Source organism: Micromonospora zingiberis (assembly GCF_004331455.1).
Taxonomy (GTDB): domain Bacteria; phylum Actinomycetota; class Actinomycetes; order Mycobacteriales; family Micromonosporaceae; genus Micromonospora; species Micromonospora zingiberis.
In genome coordinates, this window is sequence record NZ_SJJR01000004.1 from 293,318 (window position 1) to 316,204 (window position 22,887).

At 72.5% G+C, this 22,887-nt stretch carries 21 protein-coding genes; 10 read left to right on the top strand and 11 right to left on the bottom strand.

Features of this window, described 5'->3' with window-relative positions; genetic code table 11:
* Positions 1-8: 8 nt before the first annotated feature.
* Both E0H26_RS29195 and E0H26_RS08950 read right to left on the bottom strand, forming a co-directional pair.
* Positions 9-179, bottom strand: a complete 171-nt coding sequence (locus E0H26_RS29195) for a hypothetical protein (protein ID WP_165521790.1) — start codon at positions 177-179, stop codon at positions 9-11.
* A 102-nt stretch (positions 180-281) separates the two neighbouring features.
* Positions 282-1,388 carry an L-dopachrome tautomerase-related protein gene (locus E0H26_RS08950; RefSeq protein WP_131303077.1) on the bottom strand — a complete coding sequence of 369 codons (1,107 nt, stop codon included), beginning with the start codon at positions 1,386-1,388 and terminating at the stop codon, positions 282-284.
* A gap of 214 nt (positions 1,389-1,602) precedes the next feature.
* Here E0H26_RS08950 and E0H26_RS08955 point away from each other — a divergent pair, with 214 nt between their 5' ends.
* Positions 1,603-2,175, top strand: a complete 573-nt coding sequence (locus E0H26_RS08955) for an STAS domain-containing protein (RefSeq protein WP_131303078.1) — start codon at positions 1,603-1,605, stop codon at positions 2,173-2,175.
* A gap of 154 nt (positions 2,176-2,329) precedes the next feature.
* Here the strand turns inward: E0H26_RS08955 and E0H26_RS08960 are convergent, their stop codons facing one another.
* The 7 genes from E0H26_RS08960 to E0H26_RS08990 form a co-directional block, all read right to left on the bottom strand.
* Complete coding sequence (locus E0H26_RS08960; RefSeq protein ID WP_131303196.1) at positions 2,330-2,629, bottom strand: BON domain-containing protein; 300 nt, start codon at positions 2,627-2,629, stop codon at positions 2,330-2,332.
* A gap of 137 nt (positions 2,630-2,766) precedes the next feature.
* A complete protein-coding gene (locus tag E0H26_RS08965; protein WP_131303079.1) occupies positions 2,767-3,972 on the bottom strand; it encodes a sensor histidine kinase in 1,206 nt (401 codons plus the stop codon).
* 13 nt (positions 3,973-3,985) lie between these two features.
* A complete protein-coding gene (locus E0H26_RS08970; protein ID WP_165521791.1) occupies positions 3,986-4,678 on the bottom strand; it encodes a response regulator transcription factor in 693 nt (230 codons plus the stop codon).
* Between the two features lie 7 nt (positions 4,679-4,685).
* Positions 4,686-5,603 carry a S1C family serine protease gene (locus E0H26_RS08975; RefSeq protein WP_131303080.1) on the bottom strand — a complete coding sequence of 306 codons (918 nt, stop codon included), beginning with the start codon at positions 5,601-5,603 and terminating at the stop codon, positions 4,686-4,688.
* 117 nt (positions 5,604-5,720) lie between these two features.
* Entirely contained in the window at positions 5,721-6,671 is a 951-nt protein-coding gene (locus tag E0H26_RS08980) for a VWA domain-containing protein (RefSeq protein ID WP_131303081.1), read from the bottom strand.
* Positions 6,668-7,648: a DUF58 domain-containing protein gene (locus E0H26_RS08985; protein ID WP_131303082.1), complete on the bottom strand. Its 981-nt coding sequence runs from the start codon at positions 7,646-7,648 to the stop codon at positions 6,668-6,670. The genes E0H26_RS08980 and E0H26_RS08985 overlap by 4 nt, the downstream gene beginning before the upstream one ends.
* Positions 7,645-8,676 carry an AAA family ATPase gene (locus E0H26_RS08990; RefSeq protein WP_420812810.1) on the bottom strand — a complete coding sequence of 344 codons (1,032 nt, stop codon included), beginning with the start codon at positions 8,674-8,676 and terminating at the stop codon, positions 7,645-7,647. The genes E0H26_RS08985 and E0H26_RS08990 overlap by 4 nt, the downstream gene beginning before the upstream one ends.
* A 279-nt stretch (positions 8,677-8,955) precedes the next feature.
* Here E0H26_RS08990 and E0H26_RS08995 point away from each other — a divergent pair, with 279 nt between their 5' ends.
* Entirely contained in the window at positions 8,956-9,408 is a 453-nt protein-coding gene (locus tag E0H26_RS08995; protein WP_131303084.1) for a PPOX class F420-dependent oxidoreductase, read from the top strand.
* A gap of 416 nt (positions 9,409-9,824) precedes the next feature.
* Positions 9,825-10,595, top strand: a complete 771-nt coding sequence (locus E0H26_RS09000; protein ID WP_131303085.1) for a hypothetical protein — start codon at positions 9,825-9,827, stop codon at positions 10,593-10,595.
* Positions 10,596-11,255: 660 nt separating this feature from the next.
* Here E0H26_RS09000 and pgi read toward each other — a convergent pair.
* Positions 11,256-12,890, bottom strand: coding sequence for a glucose-6-phosphate isomerase (gene pgi / locus E0H26_RS09005; RefSeq protein ID WP_131303086.1), 1,635 nt, complete (start codon positions 12,888-12,890; stop codon positions 11,256-11,258).
* Positions 12,891-13,110: 220 nt separating this feature from the next.
* Between pgi and E0H26_RS09010 the strand changes: the two genes are divergently transcribed.
* The 7 genes from E0H26_RS09010 to E0H26_RS09040 all read left to right on the top strand — a co-directional run bounded on the left by E0H26_RS09010 (position 13,111) and on the right by E0H26_RS09040 (position 21,269).
* Complete coding sequence (locus E0H26_RS09010; RefSeq protein WP_131303087.1) at positions 13,111-14,550, top strand: glucose-6-phosphate dehydrogenase; 1,440 nt, start codon at positions 13,111-13,113, stop codon at positions 14,548-14,550.
* A gap of 195 nt (positions 14,551-14,745) precedes the next feature.
* Positions 14,746-15,891 carry a sporulation protein gene (locus tag E0H26_RS09015; protein ID WP_131303088.1) on the top strand — a complete coding sequence of 382 codons (1,146 nt, stop codon included), beginning with the start codon at positions 14,746-14,748 and terminating at the stop codon, positions 15,889-15,891.
* Positions 15,892-16,140: 249 nt separating this feature from the next.
* Entirely contained in the window at positions 16,141-17,727 is a 1,587-nt protein-coding gene (locus E0H26_RS09020; RefSeq protein WP_131303089.1) for an ABC transporter substrate-binding protein, read from the top strand.
* Entirely contained in the window at positions 17,694-18,722 is a 1,029-nt protein-coding gene (locus tag E0H26_RS09025) for an ABC transporter permease (protein ID WP_206024967.1), read from the top strand. The genes E0H26_RS09020 and E0H26_RS09025 overlap by 34 nt, the downstream gene beginning before the upstream one ends.
* Positions 18,719-19,588 (top strand): ABC transporter permease, encoded by an 870-nt coding sequence (locus E0H26_RS09030; RefSeq protein WP_131303090.1) that lies wholly within the window; start codon positions 18,719-18,721, stop codon positions 19,586-19,588. Before E0H26_RS09025 ends, E0H26_RS09030 begins: the two co-directional genes overlap by 4 nt.
* Positions 19,585-20,589, top strand: a complete 1,005-nt coding sequence (locus tag E0H26_RS09035; RefSeq protein WP_240742081.1) for an ABC transporter ATP-binding protein — start codon at positions 19,585-19,587, stop codon at positions 20,587-20,589. Before E0H26_RS09030 ends, E0H26_RS09035 begins: the two co-directional genes overlap by 4 nt.
* Positions 20,586-21,269 carry an ABC transporter ATP-binding protein gene (locus tag E0H26_RS09040; protein ID WP_240742082.1) on the top strand — a complete coding sequence of 228 codons (684 nt, stop codon included), beginning with the start codon at positions 20,586-20,588 and terminating at the stop codon, positions 21,267-21,269. The genes E0H26_RS09035 and E0H26_RS09040 overlap by 4 nt, the downstream gene beginning before the upstream one ends.
* 67 nt (positions 21,270-21,336) lie before the next feature.
* Here the strand turns inward: E0H26_RS09040 and E0H26_RS09045 are convergent, their stop codons facing one another.
* On the bottom strand, positions 21,337-22,773 hold the full coding sequence (locus tag E0H26_RS09045; RefSeq protein WP_131303201.1) for a cellulase family glycosylhydrolase: 1,437 nt from the start codon (positions 22,771-22,773) through the stop codon (positions 21,337-21,339).
* Between the last annotated feature and the right edge of the window lie 114 nt (positions 22,774-22,887).

The following is a 22,887-nucleotide window of genomic DNA, read 5'->3' on the forward strand; positions in this document are numbered from 1 at the left end:
CGGCACCGTCACTGTTCGTCGTCGACGACCTCGGTCTCACCGTCGTGGGAGAAGTGCACCGCCAGGTGCTCGTCGGGTTGCGGGGCCTGCGCCGGGTTGTGGTGCGGGTCGCCGTCCGGGGAGAACAGCACCGGGTCGACCTTCGCGCTCTTCTCCTGATCTTCCTCCGGTTCGGTCACCGACCCGCTCCTCACCTCGTGGCCCGCTGGCACCTCGACGCTACGGTCGCGCTCACCGGCGCCGCCCCGGCGGGCGTGCGCACCACCCGAACGGGGGCGCCGTCAGGGCCGTAGCAGGACCGGTCCCGCGTCGATCCGGGTCCGGAACAGCGCGTACGGCTTGCGCCGCAGATCCCGCCCCCGGTTGAAGGGCGGTTGCCGGTGCACCTGGTTGGCGATGACGTACAGGTGCCGGTCGCTCGCCACGCTCAGCGTGTCGGGCCACAGCAGGCGCGGATCGTGGACGACCGTCTCGTACTCGCCGTCGGGGCGCCGCCGCAGCACCGCGTTGTGCTCGTAGTTGGTGAGGTAGAGCCGGCCCGCGTCGTCGGATTCCAGCCCGTCGGCGCCGCCGCCCTTGTCGCCCTCGTCGCGCACGGTCGCGGCCACCTCGTCCTCGCCGACCGTGGGGTAGGCCAGCGCGTCCGTGGCGACGCTGTACCAGCGGCGCGAGGCGAGCGCGCAGTAGTACAGCCGGGAGCCGTCGGCGGAGATGGCGATGCCGTCCGCGCCCACGCCCACCGGCTGGGGCGGCCCCTGCGGCGGCCGGACCAGGAACGGGCGGCCCTCGACCACCGGACGGAAGTTCGCCAGCGGCTCCGCCTTGGTGGACGGGTGGTCGTTCAGTCGGCGCCACGAGGTGCCGCTGGCCAGGTCCACCACGATGATCCCGTTCGGGGCGCCGTCGGCGGAGTCGGTGACGTACGCCAGCCCTGCCGCCCCTCGGCGCAGGTCGAACCGCACGTCGTTGAGGTACGACGTGGGCAGCGCCACCTCGGGCGGGAAGGTGATCACCTGTGCGACGGTGTCGGTGCTGAGATCGATCCGTACCAGCTTGGGCCCGCCGGGGACGGTGGGCTCGAACATCGGGCTGCCGGTGTCGAGCACCCAGAGCCGGTCGGCGGGGTCGACCACCACGCTCTGCACCGACACGAAGGCCGACGTGTCGGCGTTACCGGAAGGGGAGTTCCAGCGCAGGTCGGGATAGGGCACCTCGCGGCCACGACGCAACTCGACCACGGTCGCCGGCACCTCGTCGCCCCAGCGGGGAAAGTTGACGAAGATCCGGCCGCGGTGCGAGACGGTCACCCCGGTCGGCATCGCCCCCCGGAACCGGTGTACGACCTCCAGCGTGCCGACTGGTTCGTCGGTGGGCAGTCCGGTCCGCATCCCTCGGCCCTCCTGTCGCGTACGGTCACAGCTCCATCTCTCGTAGTCATCGTCCCAGATCAGTGGGGGTGCTCCGGCCCGGCGGTCACACATCCGACCCCGCCAGCAGCCGGAAGTCGATTCGTCACCCAACCGTCATGTGTCCGCGCGGTGCCCGCCACCTGGCCGGTGGAGGGTGGGTGCCCGATCGCTACGACGTGGGAAGGAGCCCGCCATGGCCGTCGTCCTGGACGCCCACCTGGTCACCCTGACCTGTGACAACTGCGGTGACAGCGTCGTCGGCGCCCGCCCGCGCGCCGACGGCGAGGCGGTCTGGGCCCTGCTGTCCGAGCACGGCTGGGGCGGCTCTCCGCTGGCCGACGGGCCACACCGGTGCGCCCACTGCATCCGGCTCGGCCCGGCCCCCGGCGCGCTGCCCGGCGGCATCCTCGGCATCGACCATCTCGGTGGCGTGACCGTGGTGACCGTGGCCGGCGACGTGGACCTCGACACCGGGGACACCCTGCGGATGGCCCTGCGGCACGCGGCCGACATGGGCGGTCACGTGCTGGTCGACCTCGGCCGGACGGACCTGATCGACTCCACCGCCCTCGGTCTGCTGGTCCGCGCCCACCACGACGCCGCCGACCGGGGCGCGCGGCTCTGCGTCGCGGTGACCTCGCCGCTGATCCGCCAGGTCCTGCGGGTCACCCGCCTGGACGACCTGCTGTCCGTCGCCGACAGCCGCGCGGACGCCCTCGCCCGTTTGGCCGACCGGGGCGTCGCGGCCACCATCGTCGCGTCCTGAGTCACCCGACACTCCGGACCCCGGCGGCCCCGCGCCGACCAGCCGTGCCACAAGCGGTGGTAGCCGGCTGGCGCGCTGCCGAGGGCCCGACTGGAGCAGATAACGTCCGACCCGCCCGCGCCACCGGTGCCGGGCGATGCGGGCGGGTCGGAACTCAGCGGCGGCCGCGCCGGTGACCGGCGAGCCGCAGGGCGTTGCAGACGTCCAACACACCCTCGACATCCCAGGCCAACTCGCCGGCGGCCCGCCGGGTCTCGGCGCCCGCGACCAGGCCGGTGAGGATCACGACCCGGTTCTGCACCATCACCGTGATCTGCTGCCGGCGGGTGGTCCAGTCGGCGCTCAGTCGTTGGGCGACCAGCGCGGCGATGCGGACGTCCTCGTCATGGCCCTGGGGCTCGTCCCACAGCGCGCGGAAGGAGTGATCGTCGGGCATTGGCCAGGGCCACGGCATCACCACAGCGGTCTCCTTCGTCGTCGAGGCCGGCAACCCGACGCGCCGTCCCGATCGATCACCACCTTGCGCAAGGACCTTGGAGTCGACCGCACGGTTGGATGACAGTTGCGTGACAGATCACCGCCACCCGGCGGTCACCGCGGGGCGGAGGTCGGCGGCGGGTCGTCATCGACGCGGTCGACGGCCGGCAGCCAGAGCACGAACGTGCTGCCCGTACCCGGGTGGGAGAAGACCACCGCCTGCCCGCCGTGCGACTCGACGATCTGCCGGACGATGGCCAGGCCCAACCCGGTCCGCCGATCGCCGGAGCCGCCCCGACCGGCCTCGCCGCGCCAGAACCGGTCGAACACCCGGGCCCGGTCGTCCTCGGCGATGCCCGGTCCCTCGTCCACCACGGCCAACCACAGCCAGCCGCCGTCCCGCCCGGTCGCCAGCTCGATCGCCCCACCGGGCGGGGAGAGTCGTACGGCGTTGGACAGCAGGTTGCCCACCGCCCGGCGCAACGCGTCCGGGTCACCGATGAGGACGAGATCGGTGCCGAGCGCGTACCGCAGGCGCAGCCCTCGCCCGGCGGCCAGCGCGGCGAAGTCCTCGCCCGCCTCCTGGGCCACGGTGCTCAGCTCGACGTCGGTGTCGGCCATCGCGTCGGCGTCCCGGCGGGCGGTGGCCAGCAGATCCTCGACCAGCCGGGACATCCGGGTGGTGGCCCGGTCGACCGTCGCCACGGCGGCGGCCCGCTCCTGGTCGGTGGCCTCCGGCGAGGTCAGCGACGCGTCCAGGTTGGCCCGGATGATCGCCAACGGGCTGCGCAACTCGTGTGAGGCGTCGTCGATGAGCTGGCGCTGCGCGCGAAAGGCATGGTCGAGCCGGTCCAGCATCGAGTCGATCGTGTCGCCGAGGTCGCGCAGCTCGTCGCGGGGACCGGTCAGCCGGATCCGGCGGGACAGGTCGGTGGCCTGGATCTCCCGCGCGGTGCGGGCGATCGCGCCCACCGGTCGCAGGGCCCGGCCGGACAGCACCCAGCCGATGCCGAGACTGGCCACGAAGAGCCCGCCGAGGGCGATCAGCGAATAGTCCCGAACGGTCTGCAACAGCCGCAGGTTCACCTCGTCCTCGATCTGCTGCACCTCGGCCACCTCGATGGTGGTGCCGGTCGGCACCGTACGACCGTCGCTCTTGAGCTTGACCAGATGCGCCTCGTACCGTTGCGTGATCGGCTTCGGATCGACCGCCCGGTCCACCGCCACATAGGCCACCACCAGGCCCGCGCCGGCCAGCGCGAACAGCAGCGTCGAGTAGAGCACCGTCAGCCGGAACCGGATCGACCGGAAGACACTCACACCGTCACCTCGCTCACGCCGCCTCACGTAGCCGGTACCCACGCCCGATGACCGTCTCGATCGGCGGCTGGTCGCCGTCACCGGTGAGCTTGCGACGCAGCGTACCCACGGTGACCCGGACCGTCTCGGTGAACGGATCCGCGTTGGCGTCCCAGACGTGTTCCAGCAGTTCCTCGGCCGGCACCACCTGACCGGGGCGGGTCATCAGATACTCCAGCACCCCGAACTCCTTGCGGGTCAGGTGCAACCGCCGGGCGCCCCGCCGCGCCTCCTGACGCGCCACGTCCAGGGTCAGCGCGCCGACGGTGAGCACCGCCGAGGTGCCGCCGGTGTCCCGCCGTAGCAGCGCCCGTACCCGCGCCAGCAGCTCGGCCAGCGCGAACGGCTTCACCAGGTAGTCGTCCGCGCCCTCGTCGAGGCCACGGACCCGGTCACCCAGCGCACCACGGGCGGTCAGCATCAGCACCCGCAGATCCGACCCGGCGGCCACCTCCACCTCGCCGGTGCGGATCGCCCGGCACACCACGAACCCGTCGACGTCGGGCAGGTTGAGATCCAACAACATCAGGTCGTACGCGTTGACCCGCAGCAGTTCGTACGCCGCCGCCGCGTCGCCCGCGACGTCCACGGCGTAACCGGCCCGGACCAGCCCGACGCGCAGCGCGCCCGCCAGGTCCTCCTCGTCCTCCACCACGAGCAGCCGCACGTTCCCGTCATCCCCTCGCGATCAGTCGCTGAGCCACCTGTGCCGCGCGCTCGATCGGCACCGCGAAGCCGATGCCGATGTTGCCGCTTCCCTCCAGTGTCGCGATGGCGGTGTTGACCCCGACCACCTCGCCCCGGCCGTTCACCAGCGGCCCACCCGAGTTGCCCGGGTTGATCGACGCATCGGTCTGCACCGCCGCCTGCCGGGCGCCGCCCCCGAGGCGCACCGGCCGGTCCAGCGCGCTGACGATCCCGGCGGTGACCGTACCGGAGAGCCCCAACGGCGAACCAACGGCGAGCACCGGCTCACCGACCCGGGTCTGCCCGGACGGCGCCAGCGCCAGCGGACGCAGCCCGCTGCCCGGATCGACCCGCAACACAGCGATGTCGGTACCCGGATCACGGCCCACCAACCGGGCGCTGAGCCGCCGACCGTCCTGCCCGACGACGTCGACCGCGCCGCCGCGCGCCACCACGTGATCGTTGGTGATCACGTGCCCCCGGTCGTCGATCAGGAAACCGGATCCGGAGGCGCCCCGCCCACCGGAGGACACCTGCACCGACACCACCCCGGCCAACACCAGGTCGGCGGCGGCGACCAGGTCGCCGGTGGCCGGCGCCGGCGAGCCGGCCGGTGGCGCTCCCGCCGAGGCTGGCGCATCGTCGCGGGCGGCGAGATGCCCGGCGGCGCCGCCGGTCCCCGCCGAAACCGCCACCAGGGTCAGCCCGACCAGCAACAACCGAGGCCAGCGCGACGGCTCGTCACCGCTCGTCGCGGCCGGCCCGCCCGGCGGTTCGGCGGTCCCGACGGCGTGTCCGGGGCCGTGCGGCAGTGCGTCGGTCGGGCGAGACTCCTCGGGAGAAAGGGTGGGGGAGACGAACCGCGGCCCACGCGGCTCGCCGAGGCCCCCAATCGTGCTCGGCATGGCGATGTCCCTCCTGGATGGACGTACGGCGAACGGCGGAGCCCGATCCGGCCGGCGGGGTCGGGCGCGGACGGCGCAGCCCGGTGCGGACGGCGGGGCCTGGTGCGACGGCGAAGGTCAGGGCAGGCGGGAGAACCAGAACATCGAGGCGGCGGCGGCCAGCAGGGCCAACACCAGGCCGGCGCCGATGAACCGGGCCGACACGTCCTGCCGCTCCAGCCGGTAGCCGACCGACGAGCCGATGTCGGCGTACGCCTCGCGCAGCTCGGCGCTGCTGCCCGCCTCGTAGTAGCCGCCGCCGGCCTGCTCGGCGACGGCGCGCAGGGTCTCCCCGTCGACCGGGACCCGCTGACCACCACCGATCCGACCATCGGCGGTGCCGAACGAGATGGTGTCGACGGGTACGCCCGCCTCCACCGCGTCGGCGGCGGCCGTCGCCGGACTCCGCCCGGAGGTGTTCGCCCCGTCGGAGAGCACCACCACCCGGGCCGGCGGCGGCTCCTCGGCGGCCCGCGCGTCCAGACTTCTGATCGACTCCAGCGCGGCGTGGATCGCCTCGCCGATCGCGGTGCCCTGGAGACCGGTGATCCCCTCGTCGAGGCGGTCGATGCCGGCCGTCACCGCCTCCCGATCACCGCCCGGGGCGACCATCACCGAGGCGCTGCCGGCGAACGCCACCAGCCCGACGTTGAACTCCTCCGGCAGTTCCGCCACGAACTCGCGGGCCGCGTCCTTGGCCGCGATCAGCCGGTCCGGCGGCACGTCGTCGGCGAGCATCGAGCGGGACACGTCCACCGCCACGATGACGGTGGCCCGCTCGCGCGGCACGCGTACCTCGTCGGTCGGTCGGGCGAAGCCCACCACCAGCAGGGCCAGCATGGCGATGAACAGGCCGGCCGGCACATGCCGCCGCCACGCCGGCCGGGCCGGCGCCACCTTGTCCAACAACCGCAGGTTGGTGAACCGGACCGCGTACCGGCTGTGCCGTCGCTGCATGATCAGATAGCCGACGACCAGGGCGGCCACCCCGACCAGCAGCCACAACCGTTGCGGAGATTCCCAGATCACGCTGCACCTCCAGCCGGTCGGGTGGCTCGGGCGAGCCGTCGTTGGGCGTGGACGTGTCGGACGATGTCGGCGATCCAGTCCCGGTCGGTGCTCAACGGCAGGTGCGCCGCACCGGCCCGGCGCAACGCCCGGGCCACGGCCAGCCGCTGGGCGGCAGCCGCCGCCGCGTACCGCTCGCGCAGCCGGCGACTGCCGGTGGACACCTCGCGCCGCCGGCCGCTCTCCGGGTCGACGAGCGTGATCAGGCCGACGTCCGGCAGCTCCAGCTCACGCGGATCGCGGACCTCGACCGCCAGCACCTGGTGCCGGGCGGCCAACCGGCGCAGCGCCCGTTCCCAGTCCGGCGGCGGTGCGTCCGCGCCGGCCACACCCTCGTCCGGCAGCCCGTCGAGGAAGTCGGAGACCACCACGGCGAGTCCCCGGCGGCCGGCGGAACGGCGCAGACCGTCGATCGCGTCGGCCAGCGGCACCGGCTGCGTCGCCGGCCGCCCCCGGGGCACCTCCATCAGCGCCCGCAGCAGGCCGAGCAGGTGGTGCCGGCCGGTGCGGGCGGGAAACCGGCGTACCCCGGCGTCGCCGAGCAGGTGCGCGCCCAGCCGGTTGCCGGTGCCGGCGGTGAGGAAACCCACGGCGGCCACCGCCGCCACCGCCAGCTCTCGTTTCTCCAGCTCGGCGGTGCCGAAGTCCATGCTGGGCGTCGCGTCCACGAGCGTCCAGGTGGTCAACTCCCGGTCGGCCTCGACGGTACGCACGTGCGGCACCGCGGTACGCGCCGTCACCGACCAGTCCATCCGCCGTACCTCGTCCTCACCGGCCCGGTACTCCCGGCTGCCGGCCGGCTCGCTGCCCGCTCCGGGCAGCAGGCCCAGATGCTGCCCGTGCAGCAGCCCGTCGAGGCGGCGGGTGATGGTCAGCTCCAGCCGGCGCAGCCGACGCTGCGGGGCGAGCCGCCCGATGCTCGTCGCGTTCTGGTTCACGCCGCCGCCCCCAGACCGGGCCCCTGCTGCTCCTGCGCAGGCGCGATCTGCGGCGGCGGCACCGCCTCCACGATCCGCCGCACCAGCTCACCGGCGTCCACGTCGTCGGCGACCGCGTCGAAGGAGAGCACCAACCGGTGGGTGAGCACGTCAGCGGCGATCTCCCGGACGTCGGCGGGAAGGACGTAGTCGCGACCACGCAGCAGGGCCAGCGCCCGTGCCGCGGCGACCAGGCCGAGCGTGGCCCGAGGGCTGGCACCGTACGCGAGCTGCTCCGCCACGTCGGCCAGCCCGAACCGGCGCGGGTCCCGGGTGGCCAACACCAGCCGTACGACGTACTCGGCCAGCGCATGATGGACGAACACCTCCCGGGCCTGGGCCTGGAGCGCCACCAGCCGGGCCGGGTCCAACACCGGCCGGGCGGCCGGGCTGCTGGTGCCCATCCGATAGAGGATGCCCAACTCCTCGTCGTCCGTCGGGTAGTCGACCACCACCTTCATCAGGAACCGGTCACGTTGCGCCTCCGGGAGCTGGTACACCCCCTCCGACTCGATCGGGTTCTGGGTGGCCAGCACCAGGAATGGCGTCGGCACCGGATAGGTACGCCCACCGATCGACACGTGCCCCTCGGCCATCACCTCCAGCAGCGCCGACTGCACCTTCGCCGGAGCCCGGTTGATCTCGTCGGTGAGCACCAGGTTGGCCATCACCGGCCCCAGCTCCACGTCGAAGCTCTCCGTCGACGGCCGATAGATCCGGGTGCCGAGAATGTCCGACGGCACCAGGTCAGGGGTGAATTGGATCCGGGCGAAGCTGCCACCCACCGCCGTGGCCAGGGTCTCGGCGGCGAGCGTCTTCGCCACCCCGGGCACCCCCTCCAGCAGGCAGTGCCCCCGGGCCAGCAACGCGGTCAACAGCCGCTCCACCAGCCGGTCCTGCCCGACGATGACCCGCTTCACCTCGAACAGCGTCTGTTCCAACAGTCGGGCCGCCCCGGCGTGCTCGCCGATGACGTCGAACTCGCGTATGTCGGTCGTCGTCACGCACTCGCTCCTCGGTCGCGTTCCACTTCGGAGCGGGTACCCGACCCACGGGTGAGGCCGGGTACCCGCTCGTGACCCATTGGGCCAGAGCAACCCGAAAGACAACCGAACGACGAACCCCTCCGGCCCGGCCCTTTGATCAACTCGGCTTCGGCGTGATGGGCAGCATGTGGACGTGGCCGGCTGCTGCGGTAGCGGCTCTGGGGGCCTGGAGTGGGGTTCGTGGGTGCTGTCGAGCTGACAGCACAGACGAGTCACGGTCCTATGCTCGACCTGCCAGTTGCTCGCGACCTGGTCGGCGCGAGCCGGGCACCGCTCGCTCGCTATGCTGGCGCGGTGACTGTGGCCGATGACATTGTCCGTAGCCGGTACGTCAGTCTGACCACCTACCGTAAGGACGGCACTCCGGTAGCCACGCCGGTCTGGCATGTACCGCGCGGTGCTGAACTCTGGATCGTGACCGAAGCGGGCTCGGGCAAGGTCAAGCGGATCCGGAAGAACCCACAAGTGCTCGTGCAGCCCTGCTCGTTCCGCGGGACGGTGGCGCCGGATGCGCCGAGCGTGACGGGATCGGCCCGTTTGCTGGACGACGACGGGACGGCGCTTGCCCGCAAGCTGTTGGCCCGCCGATACGTCATGTCACGGGTCGGGAACTGGTTCGCTCGCCTGCTGCGGCTACGCCGCCCGCCGATGATCGGCATCATCGTGTCGCTCTGATCGACCCGCCTCTCCGGCACCGCTTCCGTCTGCGGATGTTGGACAGTTTCCGTTAGCAGCTAACGGAAACTGTCCAACATCCACGTCCCATGTCCCCATTCAAGTGAGATTCGGGCCGCGGCCCGGCCCATTCGCGACCCGCGGTGCATCCCCGTCCTGTGGTATCCGGCGATGGTGACAGACCTTTCGGCCGTTGCTGTCGGAGCGGCCCGACGTGCGCGAAGCCGCCGCTGATCCGCCAGGTGCGCGCCGGGCTCGATGAGGAGCAACTGGATCGTGACGTTCGGCAGCCGACTCACCTTGACCAGGCGGTGAGCTGCTCACGCAGCACGCCCGTGCCGCCGGTTTCGGTTCGCAGCGACGGCTTGTAGCACGATGGCGGGCAGCCACAGCGGTGTCGGCTTCCGGTTAGGCCGGTGCGTCAGGGCGTCTCGGTCTGCTCGGGTTACCAGCGCGCCCGGTACCCGCAACTGCTGAATGCCCTGCCCGGCCTGCTCGACGCCACCCACGGCACCCGGAGTCTGCTGGTCGCCACCTACCGGATCACCGCCGCACTGCTGGTCAAGCTCGATCATCCCGAACTCGCCTGGCTCGCCGCCGACCGCGCGGTCGCCGCCGGCCACGGCACGACGCTCACCGCGACCGGCACCATCGCCGTGGCCGAGGCCCTCCGCGCACTCGGGCACCACCGGCTCGCGCTATCCGCCGCCCTCACGGTCGCGGACACCACCGACGACCACACCGTACGCGGAAGCTTGTTCCTCCAAGCCGGCCTTGCGGCGGCGGGTGACGGCGACCGACGCAACGCCCGCGATCTGCTCGAACACGCGGCTGCCCTCGCCGATCGCCAGGTCGACGGCACCGATCCGCACCACACCGGCTTCGGGCCGGTCGCCGTGGCGCTGGCAAGGTCCCTCGCCGCCCACCGGCTCGGCGACACCATCGAGGCGGTACGCCGACACGAACACGCCGTGCGCGGCGACGGGTGGGGGCGGCTGCCGCCGGAACAGCGCGCTGCTGCGCTCGCCGATGCCGCCCGCGCCTACCTCGACACCGGCGACCCGGCCGCAGCCGGTCGCGCACTACTCGACGCCGACCGCACCGCACCCGCCGAGGTCCGCAGCCGCCCCGTCGCCCGTACCCTCCTCGCCGAGGTCATCCAACGCGGCCCGCACCGGCCGACCTAGCCCGACTGGCCACCACCATCGCCCTGATCCCCCACACCCCCCAAGTTGACCAAGTACCTCCCGCCCCCCCGCCTCCCGCCCCCGCCCTCCCGGCCCGCCCTCCCACACCGATCATTGAGTTGCGCTCGCCGGTCCATATCGATGCGCCCACCTTTGTCACGCCCACACCTCCACGTTCGCGCGAGGCGCAACCCAGCATCGCGGGATGATCAAGAAGTTTTGGTCGTTCATGCCGCGGTGGCCTGACCAAAACTCCTTGATCAACGCGTCGGGGCAGGGCGGGGTGAGGTGCTGGTCCGGCGTGCCGCGTGCCGGGCACATCCACACAGACCACCGTCACGTCCGCCGGAGCCCATCAAGATCCGCGCAACTTCGGTGAAGTTGCTGCCTTGGAGGTACCTGGAGGCAGCAACTTCGGTGAAGTTGCGTGGATCTTGCGCTCGCCGGGTCAAGCGGGCGTCCGGCATGCCGTGCCGGGGGCCGACGTGCCCGACGTGCCCCGCGTGCCCGACGTGCCCGGCGAGCCGCGCGTGCGCCGAGGGTGCGGGCCCGGCGTGCCGCGCGTGCGTCGGGGGTGCGGGCCCGGCGTGCCGCGTGTGTGTCGAGGGTGCGGGGGCCCGGCGTGTCGCGTGTGTGCCGGGTCGGGGGGTTGGCGGGGGGTCAGGGGCGGTTGCGTTGGGTGCGGTAGTGGCGGATCAGGGCGGCGGTGGAGGAGTCCAGGGTGGTCAGGTCGGGCTGGTCGGCGGTGAGGAGGGGGGCTAGGTGGTTGGCCATGACCTTGCCGAGTTCGACGCCCCACTGGTCGAAGGGGTTGATGTCCCAGATGGCGCCCTCGGTGAGGACGATGTGCTCGTAGAGGGCGACCAGTTGGCCGAGGGTGGCGGGGGTGAGGCGGTCGGCCACGATCGAGGTGGTGGGGTGGTTGCCGGCCATCACCCGGTGCGGCACGAGTTCCGCCGGGGTGCCTTCGGCGGCGACCTGCTCGGCGGTGCGGCCGAAGGCCAGTGCCGCGGTCTGGGCGAAGAAGTTCGACATGAACAGGTCGTGCATGTCGCCGATGTCGTGGTTGGGTTCGCTGAACGCGATGAAGTCCGCCGGGACCAGCCGGGTGCCCTGGTGCAAGAGCTGGTAGAAGGCGTGTTGACCGTTGGTGCCGGGCTCGCCCCAGAAGATCTCCCCGGTGTCGTACGAGACCGGCTGGCCGTCGGTGCGTACGGACTTGCCGTTGCTCTCCATGGTCAACTGCTGGAGGTACGCCGGGAACCGGTGCAGGTACTGCGAGTACGGCAGCACGGCGTGGGTCTGCGCGCCGAGGAAGTTGGTGTACCAGACGTTGAGCAGGCCGAGCAGGACCGGCGCGTTGCGGGCCGGTGGTGCGGTGCGGAAGTGCTCGTCGACGGCGTGGTAGCCGGCCAGCAACTCGTCGAAGCGGGCCGGTCCGATGGAGAGCATGACCGCCAGCCCCACCGCCGAGGGCAGCGAGTACCGGCCGCCCACCCAGTCCCAGAAGCCGAACATGTTGGCCGGGTCGATGCCGAAGTCGGCCACCCGCTGGGCGTTGGTGCTGACCGCGACGAAGTGCTTGGCCACCGCCTGCTCGTCGGCGTCGAGCCCGGCCAGCAGCCAGCGCCGCGCCTGGTGCGCGTTGGCCAGGGTTTCCTGGGTGGAGAAGGTCTTCGACACCACCACGAACAGGGTGGTCGCCGGGTCCAGGTCGGCGGTGGTGTCGTGGATGTCGGTCGGGTCGATGTTCGACACGAAGCGGCAGCTGATGCCCGCGTCGCGGTACGCCTTCAGCGCCTCGTACGCCATCACCGGCCCCAGGTCGGAACCACCGATGCCGATGTTGACCACGGTGCGGATCCGCTCGCCGGTGTGCCCGCGCCACTGACCTGCGCGCACCTGCTCGGCGAACTCGGCCATCCGCCGCAGTACGGCGTGCACGTCGGCCACCACGTCCTGGCCGTCCACGGTCAGCGTGGCGTCCTGCGGTAGCCGCAGCGCGGTGTGCAGCACGGCCCGGTCCTCGGTGCCGTTGATGTGGCTGCCGGCGAACATCGCGGCGATCCGGTCGGCCAGCCCGACCCGCTCGGCCAGCGCGGTCAGCAACGCCACCGTCTCGTCGGTGACCAGGTTCTTGCTGTAGTCGACGTAGAGGTCGCCCACCTCGACGGTCAACCGTTCGCCCCGTCCGGGGTCGGTGGCGAACAGGTCCCGCAGATGCGTCGCGCGGATCTCGTCGGCGTGCTTGCGCAGGGCCTGCCACTCGTCGGTGGTGGTGACGTCCGCAGCCATCGGATCGATCGTCTCCTCGCAGGGTCGGCACGCCGCCGGCATCGTCCGGCCGGCGGGTGAGACCAGCCTGCCACACGAAGATCGGCGCGCGAGCCGGACGCCGGTGACTGGTCACCGTCGGCGGCCGGCCGGTCACGGCGGTGGCCGGCGGGTCATCCGAAGTGGTGGCCGCCCCGGGCCCGGTGACGTGGCCGGCGCGGCGGCAGGGCATGGTGGAGTCATGACGACGCCGGCCCCGAGTGCACCCATCGCCGCCTCCGCGACCACCCCGTCCGCCGCCCCCGTACGGCAGACGCTGCTGGTGCTCGGCGCCAGCGGCGACCTGACCGGACGGCTGCTGCTGCCCGGGTTGGGCCGGTTGCTGGCCACCGGCGCGGTGCCCGAACTGCGGCTGATCGGCTGCGGAATGGACGACTGGGACGACGAGCGCTGGCGCCGCCGGGTGGCGGAGTCCTTCGCCTCGGTCCACGCCGACGGGCCGCACGAGACCGAGGTGCTGCGCGCCAGCCGGTACGCCCGCGCGGACGTGACCAGTGAGGACGACCTGCGGCGGCTGTTGCGCGACTGCGCGGGACCGCTGGTGATCTTCTTCGCGTTGCCGCCCCTGGTGACCGCCCGCTCGGCGGCGGCGCTGGCCCGGATCGGCCTGCCGCCCGGTACCCGGCTGATGCTGGAGAAGCCGTTCGGCGTGGACCGGGTGTCGGCCCGTTCGCTCAACGCGCTGCTGGCCACCCTGGTGCCGGAGGAGCAGGTCCACCGGATCGACCACTTCCTCGGCAAGTCGACGGTGCTGAATCTGCTCGGCCTGCGGTTCGCCAACCGGATCTTCGAGCCGGTGCTCAACTCCACGCATGTGGCCTGCGTGGACATCGTCTTCGACGAGACCCTGGGGCTGGAGGGCCGGGCCGGCTACTACGACGGTGCCGGCGCGCTGGTGGACATGGTGCAGAGCCACCTGCTCCAGGTGCTCGCCCTGCTCGCCATGGACCCACCGCCGACGCTGCGGGCGCAGGAGCTGCGGGGCCGCAAGGCCCAGGTGTTGCGGGCCACCCGGCTGTGGCGCGACGACCCGGCGGCGGCCAGCCGGCGGGCCCGGTACACGGCGGGTGAGGTCGACGGGCGACAGCTGCCGAACTACGTCGACGAGCCGGGAGTCGATCCGGCCCGCCACACGGAGACGCTCGCCGAGCTGGTGCTGACCGTGGACACCTGGCGCTGGGCCGGGGTGCCGTTCCGGCTGCGCTCCGGCAAGGCGACGGCCGGCGTACGCAAGGAAGCGATCATCACCTTCAAGCAGCCGGCCCGGGTGCCCGAGGGGCTGACCGGCTACGAGCATCCGGACCGGTTGCGGATCGGTTTCGGGCCGGACCGGCTCGGTCTCGACCTGAACATCAACGGCCCGGGCGATCCCTTCGACCTGGATCAGGTCCGGTTGACGGCGGATTTCGGCCCGGGTGACCTGCCGGCGTACGGCGAGGTGTTGCGGGGCGCGTTCGAGGGGGATCCGACCCTGTCGGTGCGGGGCGACGTCGCCGAGGAGTGTTGGCGCATCGTCGAGCCGGTGCTGGCGGCCTGGAAGGCGGACGCGGTGCCGTTGCAGGAGTATCCGGCGGGGTCCGTCGGGCCGGACGACTCCCTGCTCGGCCCGGTGACCGGATGACGGCCGCCCCGAGAGCACTTCACCTTGGGTGATTGACTGATCTCTCTCAGCTACTTTTCAGCTTGCGCTGCTAGCTTCCGGGCACGACGGGATCCATCATGGACGGCGCTGATCCCGTTACGGCACAACGGTTTGGCGTGGAACTTTCACGTCCGGGCCGGGAATCGCCCCCACCCGCTGTCGAGGGAGAAGCTCGTGGTGTTCAAGAAGATGCTGGGTGCGTTCGGGATCGGGGCGCCCAGCGTCGACACGGTCCTGTCCAATCCGAGCACCCGGCCGGGGCTGATGCTCGCCGGGCAGGTGAACCTGACCGGTGGCAGCCAGGACGTGGAGATCGATCATGTGGCCGTCGGTCTGGTCACCCGGGTCGAGGTCGACGGCGCGGAGGTCGAGCACGAGGCGGCGGTGGAGTTCCACCGGGTCATGGTGGCCGGTGGCCTGCGCCTGGCGCAGGGGCAGCAGCTGACCCTGCCGTTCCAGTTTCCGGTGCCGGTGCAGACGCCGGTGACCGACATCTACGGGCAGCGCCTGCCCGGCATGTCCCTGGGCCTGCGTACCGAGGTGGCCATCCGGGGCGCGGTCGACAAGGGCGACCTGGACCCGGTGTACGTGCACCCGCTGCCGGTGCAGGAGCGGATCCTTGCCGCGTTCGGTCAACTCGGCTTCCAGTTCAAGGGCGCCGACCTGGAGCACGGGCAGATCGCCGGGGCGCACCAGGCGCTGCCGTTCTACCAGGAGATCGAGTACTTCGCCGCACCCCAGTACGCCCATGAGGTGAGCGAGGTCGAGCTGACGTTCCTCGCCGACGAGCAGGGTGTCGACATCGTCCTGGAGTTCGATCGCCCGGGCGGCCTCTTCACCGCCGGCCACGACTCGTACGGCCGGTACCGCGTGCCGCACGCCGAGGCGGATCGCGTGGACTGGGCCGCCGAGGTCGACCGGTGGATCCGCGAGGCGCTGGAGCAGCGCCGCGCCCTGTACCCCGGCCAGCCGGCTTACGCCCAGCCCGGCTACGCCCAGCCGGGTTACGCCCAGCCCGGCTATGGGCAGCCCGGCTATGGCCAGCCGGGTTATGGGCAGCCGGGCTATGGCCAGCCGGGTTATGGGCAGCCGGGTTACGGCCAGTTCGGGGCGCCGGGTGGGTATCCGCCGCACCAGCCGGCGTACGGCCACCACCAGGAGCAGCCCGAGCAGCGTGGGCCGGGGATGGGCGCGCTGGCCGCCGGGGTGGTCGGTGGCGCGGCGCTCGGCTTCGCCGGCGGGATGATCGCCGACGAGGTCTTCGACTCCTTCGGTGGCGACGACGGTGCCGAGGCCGAGGGCGGGGGCGACGAGGAGTAGTCCGGGCGGCTGGCCGCCCGACCGGATCGACAGGCCGGAACAGGGCGGCCAGCGGGCCGGAGCGCTCGGCCGTGCGTGGCGGCCACCACATTCCGCCTTCTTGCCATAACTTTGCAACTACGTAAGTATGGCGGGGCGACGGTCCAAGATCGTACGGCCTGGCCCGCACCGTCGTCGGCCGGGCCCGAGGTGTGCGTACGGGCTGGTCGTCGCGTGTCGTCGTCGTCAGCCGCGAGGAGCCGCCCCGCCATGCCCCGACCGCCTCGTCTCGGGCTGGCCGTCAGCGCCGCCGTGCTGCTCGCCCTGACCGCCTGCTCCGCACCGACCGCCAACCCGGGCACCGGCAACGGCCCGCTGGTGGTGGCGACCGCGGGGGAGCCGGACACCCTCAACCCGGTCCTGAACTACGGCGTCGACGGCGGCTCGCTGATCTTCGACGGGCTGGTCGCCCGGGACGAGCGCAACCAACTCGTACCCGCCCTCGCCGAGGAACTGCCCAGCGTCTCGCCGGACGGCCAGACCGTCACCGCGCGGCTGCGCCCGGACGTGCTCTTCCACGACGGCACCCCGCTGACCGCCCAGGACGTCGTCTTCACCTACCGGGCGGTGCTCGACGAGAAGGTCGACTCCACCCTGCGCTCCGACCTGGACATGCTCGCCTCGGTCGACGCGCCGGACGAGGCCACCGTGGTCTTCACCCTCCGGTACGCGTACGCCCCGTTCCTCCAGCGGCTCACCCTCGGCATCGTGCCGGCCGGCGCGCTGGCCGGTCAGGACATCAACAAGGCCCCCTTCAACCGGCAGCCGATCGGCACCGGACCGTACCGGGTCGCCTCGTGGACCCCGGGCGACCGGCTGGTGCTGGCCGCCAACGACCGGTACTGGGCCGGCCGCCCCGCCAACAACGGCGTGGTGGTCGCCTTCGTACCCGACGACAACGTCCGTGCCCAGCGCACCCGCGCGGGCGAGTTCGACGCCGCCGAACTGCCGCCCAAGCTGGCCACCGGCTTCGACGCCCAACCCGGCTACCGGGTGCACCGGGCGCCCACCGCCGACTACCGGGGCGTCATGCTGCCGATGGGCAACCCGGTCACCGGCGACGTGGCCGTGCGACGCGCCCTCCACGCCGCCGTCGACCGGGCCGCGATGGTCGACGGCGTGCTCGGCGGGGCCGGCGAGCCGGCGTACGGGCCGGTGCCGCCGTCGTCGGAGTTCGCCGATCCCGCCGTGGCCGGCACCCCGACCGCCGACCCGGCCACCGCGACCGCGACGCTGGACGCCGCCGGCTGGCGACCCGGCCCGGACGGCATCCGGGTCAAGGACGGCACCCGGGCCGCCTTCAGCCTGATGTACCCGGCCGCCGACAGCCTGCGCAAGGAACTCGCCCTCGCGGTCACCGCCGACGCGAAGAAGATCGGCATCGCCATCACCCCCGAGGGGCTCACCTGGGACGCCATCACTCCCCGGATGAAGTCGGACGCACTGATCATGGGTTACGGCACGCCGTACGACCCGGACTTCGTCTCGTACAAGCTGTTCCACTCCGACTTCGCCGGGCAGGGCTTCTTCAACCCCGGGTCGTACGCCTCCCAGGTGACCGACCGGGCGTTGCGCGACGGCCGGGCCGAGGCCGACCCGGCGCGGCGCCGGGCCGCCTACGCGACCTTCCAGCAGCAGTTGGCCACCGACGTGCCGTGGGTGTTCCTCACCTACCTGGAGCACACCTACGTGCTGCGGGACTCGGTGGACGGTGTCGTGGCCCGGGTCGAGCCGCACGAGCACGACGTGGCCAACAGCATCTGGTGGAACATCCACACCTGGACCCGGCGATCGTGACCGAGCGGATCCGGCGCCGACGGCTGGCCGGAGCCGGTGGCGTGGTACGCCGCCGGCTGCTGGTGGCCGTCCCGGTGCTCGTCGCCACCAGCGCCGGCATGTTCGCCCTCGGCGCCGCCTCGCCGATCGACCCGGCCCAGCAGTACGCCGGTGCCGCGGCCTTCACCACCAGCGAGGAGAACCTCGCCCAGATCCGGGCCAACTGGGGCGTCGACGACCCGCTGCCGGTGCAGTACGCCCGCTGGGTGGGCAACCTGCTCCGGGGCGACCTGGGCTGGTCGACCAGCCGGCACGAGCCGGTGGTCGACGTGTTGGCCGCCCGGGCCGGCTGGACCCTGCTGCTGGTCGGCGCCGCCCTGGCCGTGGTCCTGGTGGCCAGCCTGCTGCTGGGCACCCTGGCCGCCTACCGGCGGGGCGGCTGGTTCGACCGGGGGTTGCGGGCGAGCGCGTACGCCGTCCAGTCGGTGCCGGTGTTCTGGCTCGGCCTGGCCGCGATCGCGGTGTTCGCGCTCAGCCTCGGCTGGCTGCCGGCCGGCGGCCTGACCGACATCACCGCCACCGGCACCGACCCGGCCGACGTGGCCCGGCACCTGATCCTGCCGGTCGGGGTGCTGGCCCTGTCCCAGGTGCCGTGGTTCGTGCTGTTCATCCGCGACTCGGTCGCCGACAGCCTGCGCGACGACCACGTGCTGGCCGCGCGGGCCCGTGGCCTGCCCGGGCGCACCGTCCTGTTCGGCCACGCGCTGCGCACCGGACTGCTGCCGTTCATCACCCTGATCGGCACCCACCTGCCGGAGATCGTGGGCGGCGCGGTGCTGGTGGAGACCGTGTTCTCGCTGCCCGGCCTGGGCGCGGTGACCGTGCAGGCCGCGCTGGGCAGCGACTTCCCGCTGCTGGCGGCGACCACGCTGGCCACCACCGTCGTGGTGCTGACCGCGAACCTCGCCACCGACCTCGCGTACGCCGCCGCCGATCCCCGGGTACGCCTCGAATGAGCGCCGCCGTCCTCGCCCGGGTCCGCCGGCTGCCCCGCCCCCGTCCGGGGCGCGTCGGCGCCACCGTCGCCGGCACCGTCCTCGCCGCCGCCGTACTCGCCTGTCTGTTCGCTCCGGTGCTCTGGCCACTGGACCAGAGCGCGGTCGACCTGTCCCAGACCCGGCTGGCCCCGTCCCTGTTGCACCCGGCCGGTACCGACGACCTCGGCCGCGACGTGGCCCACCGCAGCCTCTACGGGCTGCGCGTCTCGCTGCTGGTCGGGGTGGTCGCCGCGCTCGTCGCCGCGGTGATCGGCGGGGCCGTCGGTGCGCTCGCCGGCACCCTCGGCGGTGTGGTGGACCGGGTCCTGATGCGGCTGGTGGACACCATCGCGGCGCTGCCGCATCTGCTGCTCGGCATCTTCATCGTCGCGATGCTGCGGCCCAGCCTCGGTGCGGTGGTGCTCTCCATCGGGCTCACCCACTGGCTGTCCACCGCCCGCATCGTCCGGTCCGAGTTGCTGAGCCTGCGGCACCGGCCGTTCATCGACGCGGCCGTCTCCGGGGGTGCCGGGCGGCTCCGGGTACTCACCCGGCACCTGTTGCCGCACGTGCTGCCCCGGCTGGCGCTCGCCATCACGCTGATGATCCCGCACGCGGTGTGGCACGAGACCGCCCTGTCCTTCCTCGGTCTCGGCCTGCCCCCACATCTCGCCTCCCTCGGCAACATGATCAACGACGGTCGGGCCTCCCTGCTCACCGGTGCCTGGTGGGCCAGTCTCACCCCGGGCCTGGCGCTGATCGTGGTCACGCTCGCGTTGGCCACCCTCACCGCCCGCTGGCGGGACCGCCTCGACCCCCGGGTACGCGCGGAGTTGCAGCTGTGACCAGCATCGACCTCGACCACGACGGCCCGCTGCTGGCCGTCGCCGGGCTCACCGTCCGGTTCCGACTGCCCGACGCCGTCGTGCACGCCGTCACCGACCTGCACCTGAGCGTCCGTCCCGGTGAGCTGGTCGCGGTCGTCGGCGAATCGGGCTGCGGCAAGTCCGTCCTCGCCCACGCCCTGCTCGGCCTGCTGCCCCGCAACGCCACGGTCACCGGCAGCGCCCTGCTGCGCACCGGGGCGGGGATTCGGCGGCCACCGCCGCTCGACCTGCTCGCCTGCGCGCCACGACAACTGGCCCGGCAGGTTCGCGGGCGGGCCGTCGGGCTGGTGCCGCAGAGCCCGGCGACCGCGCTGACCCCGGTACGGACCGGACGCCGGCTGCTGGTGGAGACGCTGCGGGCGCACGGCCACACCCGGGCTGACGCGCCGACCGCCGCCGACCGGCTCGCCGCCGACGTCGGACTGAACCCGGCCGACCTCGACCGGTACCCGCACGAGTTGTCCGGTGGCATGGCACAGCGGCTGGCCACCGCGTTGGCGCTGGCGCCCGACCCACCGCTGTTGCTGGCCGACGAGCCGACCACCGGCCTGGACCGGCCGCTCGTCGACCACACCCTCGACCTGCTGCGCCGCCGGTGCGACGCCGGAGCGGCCGTACTGCTGATCACCCACGACCTGGTCGCGGCGCAGCGGGTGGCCGACACCGTGGCCGTCATGTACGCCAGCCGCATCGTCGAGCACGCCCCGACCGAGGCGCTGTTCAGCGCGCCCGAGCACCCGTACAGCGCGGCGCTGCTCGACGCCCTGCCACAGCGGGCGTTCCGGCCCGTGCCGGGGCATCCGCCGATGCTCACCGATCTCCCGGCCGGCTGCGCGTTCGCCGCCCGTTGTGACCGGGCCACCGAAGCCTGCCGGGTGCAGCCGGCGTTCGCCGCTGGCCGGGCCGCCTGTCACCACCCACTGGAGCACAGCCAGGTCCACGCCGAGGTGCCGGCGTGACCCGCCCCGGTCTGGCGGCCGGCGTGACCCGCCCCGGTCTGGCCGCCTGCCAGGTCAGCGCGAGCTACGGCACGCAGCGTGTGCTCGACGCCGTCGACCTGCACATCGCCCCAGGTGAGACGGTCGGCCTGCATGGCCCGTCCGGCAGCGGCAAGTCCACGATGGCCCGGCTGCTGGCGTTGCTGCACCGACCGGACGGTGGTCACGTCAGCATCGACGGCACGCCGGTGACCGGCATCCGCCATCAGGTGCCGGTGGCGGTGCGTACCCGGGTGGCGATCCTGTTCCAGAGCCCCCGCGCCGCCACCGACCCGCGACTCACGCTGGCCGACCTGATCGCCGAACCGATGCGCGCGATCGGCACCCCACCGGAGCAGGTTCGGGCGCGTACGGCCGAACTCGCCGACACCGTCGGGCTCACCGCCGACCTGTTGACCCGTCGCCCGCACGCGGTCAGCGACGGCCAGTTGCAACGGGCCTGCCTGGCCCGGTCGCTGGTGCACCGGCCCGGGTACCTGCTCTGCGACGAGGCGACCGCCATGCTGGACGCCTCCACCCAGGCGCACGTCGCGGCGGTCGTCGGGGAGTTCCAGCGCCGGCACGACGCCGGGGTGCTGGTGATCAGCCACGACGCCGCCCTGCTGGCCCGCTGGGCCGACCGCGTCGTCGAGCTGCCCTGACCACCGCTGCCCGGGTGATGGACGGCGGCGGCCCCGGGGACACCCCCCGGGGCCGCCGTGTCAGGCGTCAGCTGGTCGGGAAGTTGTCCGGGGTACGGATGCGCTCCCGCATGAAGACACCCGAGGTGGTGAGCACCGAGTTGCCGGTGTAGCTGGTGCCGTTGCAGGTGCCGGGTCGCAGCGCGGCGCTGCCCTCCGCCTTGTCGGAGAAGGTCCAGTTCGCGTAGCCGATCTTCAGCCGGTCCAGCAGGTCCAGCCACTGGGTGCTGCTGGTCAGGTCGGCCGCGCCGTCACCGGTGTAGTCCACCGTGCCGAACTCGGTGACGAACAGCGGCAGCCGGGCCGCCGCCCGCTCGACCTCGGCCCGGTAGTTGTCCCGGTGCGACGCGGCGTAGAAGTGGAAGGCGTACATGATGTTGCTGGCGTTCACCGGGTTGTTGGCGATCTCGGTGTGGTTGGACCCCTCGGAGACGCCCAGCGAGGACCAGGCCCGGGTACCGACGATGACGACCGCGTCCGGGTCGTTGGCCCGGATCACCGGGATGACCTGCTCGGCGTAGTTCTTGATGGTCGACCAGCTCACCCCGTTCGGCTCGTTGGCGATCTCGTAGATCACGTTGTTCTTCGCGGCGTGCCGGGCGGAGACGGCGGCGAAGAAGGTCTTGGCCCGCTCCAGGTTGAACATCGGGTCACCCGGAGTGAGCAGGTGGAAATCGATCATCGCGTACATGCCGCGCCGGGTGGCCTCCTCGACCAGGTTGTTGACCCGGTTGGTGAAGCCGGCGGGGTCGGTTTCGTAGCCCTGTTCCTGCACGTACATGGCGATCCGGAACAGGTCGGCACGCCAGTCGATGGCCAGCGCGTCGAGGGAGGCCGGGTTGTAGCAGTTGCCGAACCACTGGATGCCGTGCGTGCTCATGCCGCGCAACTGGATCGGCCGGCCGTACTGGTTGCACAGGTTGACTCCGCAGACCCGCAGCTGTCCGTTGATGCCCACCGGGGTCTGCCCGCCCGGCGAAGGCGGAGTGGTCGGCGGAGTGGTCGGCGGCGTCGTCGGCGGAGTGGTGGGGGGCGTGACCGAGCCGGTGCAGACCGTGCCGTTGAGGGTGAACGAGGTCGGCGAGGGGTTGCTGCCGGTGAAGCTGCCGTTGAAGCCGATGTTGGTGCTGGCGCCGGTGGCCAGGGCGCCGTTCCAGCTCACGCTGCGCGCCGTGACCGCGCTGCCGCTCTGGCTCCAGGTCGCCGACCAGCCCTGGGTGACCCGTTGGCCGCTGTTCGGGAAGGTGAACCCGAGGGTCCAGTCGTTGACCGCGTCACCCAGGTTGGTGATGGTCACGCTCGCGGTGAACCCGCCGGACCAGCTGTTCGTCGTGTAGCTCACGGAACAGCCGGTCGCGGCCATCGCGTTGGGGGCGGGCAGCGACGCGAGCGTGCCGAGGGTCAGCGCACCGATGGCGCCGGCCGCGACCAGCAGACGCCGTGGGCGGGACGGGGGATGCTTCATGGTGGACCGTCGCAATCTGCTCGTGGTGGTGGGTACGGCGGCGCCGGCGACCCCGGAACGGATTTCCGGGAGCGCTCCCACGGAGCCTACGGTGACCCGAAACAGTCACGCAAT

Bases quoted from the DNA above. Each gene is read 5' to 3' on its own strand.
- E0H26_RS08950 (WP_131303077.1), bottom strand. From the start codon at position 1,388: ATGCGGACCGGACTGCCCACCGACGAACCAGTCGGCACGCTGGAGGTC.
- E0H26_RS08955 (WP_131303078.1), top strand. From the start codon at position 1,603: ATGGCCGTCGTCCTGGACGCCCACCTGGTCACCCTGACCTGTGACAAC.
- E0H26_RS08960 (WP_131303196.1), bottom strand. From the start codon at position 2,629: ATGCCGTGGCCCTGGCCAATGCCCGACGATCACTCCTTCCGCGCGCTG.
- E0H26_RS08975 (WP_131303080.1), bottom strand. From the start codon at position 5,603: ATGCCGAGCACGATTGGGGGCCTCGGCGAGCCGCGTGGGCCGCGGTTC.
- E0H26_RS08995 (WP_131303084.1), top strand. From the start codon at position 8,956: ATGCTCGACCTGCCAGTTGCTCGCGACCTGGTCGGCGCGAGCCGGGCA.
- pgi (WP_131303086.1), bottom strand. From the start codon at position 12,890: ATGGCTGCGGACGTCACCACCACCGACGAGTGGCAGGCCCTGCGCAAG.
- E0H26_RS09010 (WP_131303087.1), top strand. From the start codon at position 13,111: ATGACGACGCCGGCCCCGAGTGCACCCATCGCCGCCTCCGCGACCACC.
- E0H26_RS09020 (WP_131303089.1), top strand. From the start codon at position 16,141: ATGCCCCGACCGCCTCGTCTCGGGCTGGCCGTCAGCGCCGCCGTGCTG.
- E0H26_RS09030 (WP_131303090.1), top strand. From the start codon at position 18,719: ATGAGCGCCGCCGTCCTCGCCCGGGTCCGCCGGCTGCCCCGCCCCCGT.
- E0H26_RS09045 (WP_131303201.1), bottom strand. From the start codon at position 22,773: ATGAAGCATCCCCCGTCCCGCCCACGGCGTCTGCTGGTCGCGGCCGGC.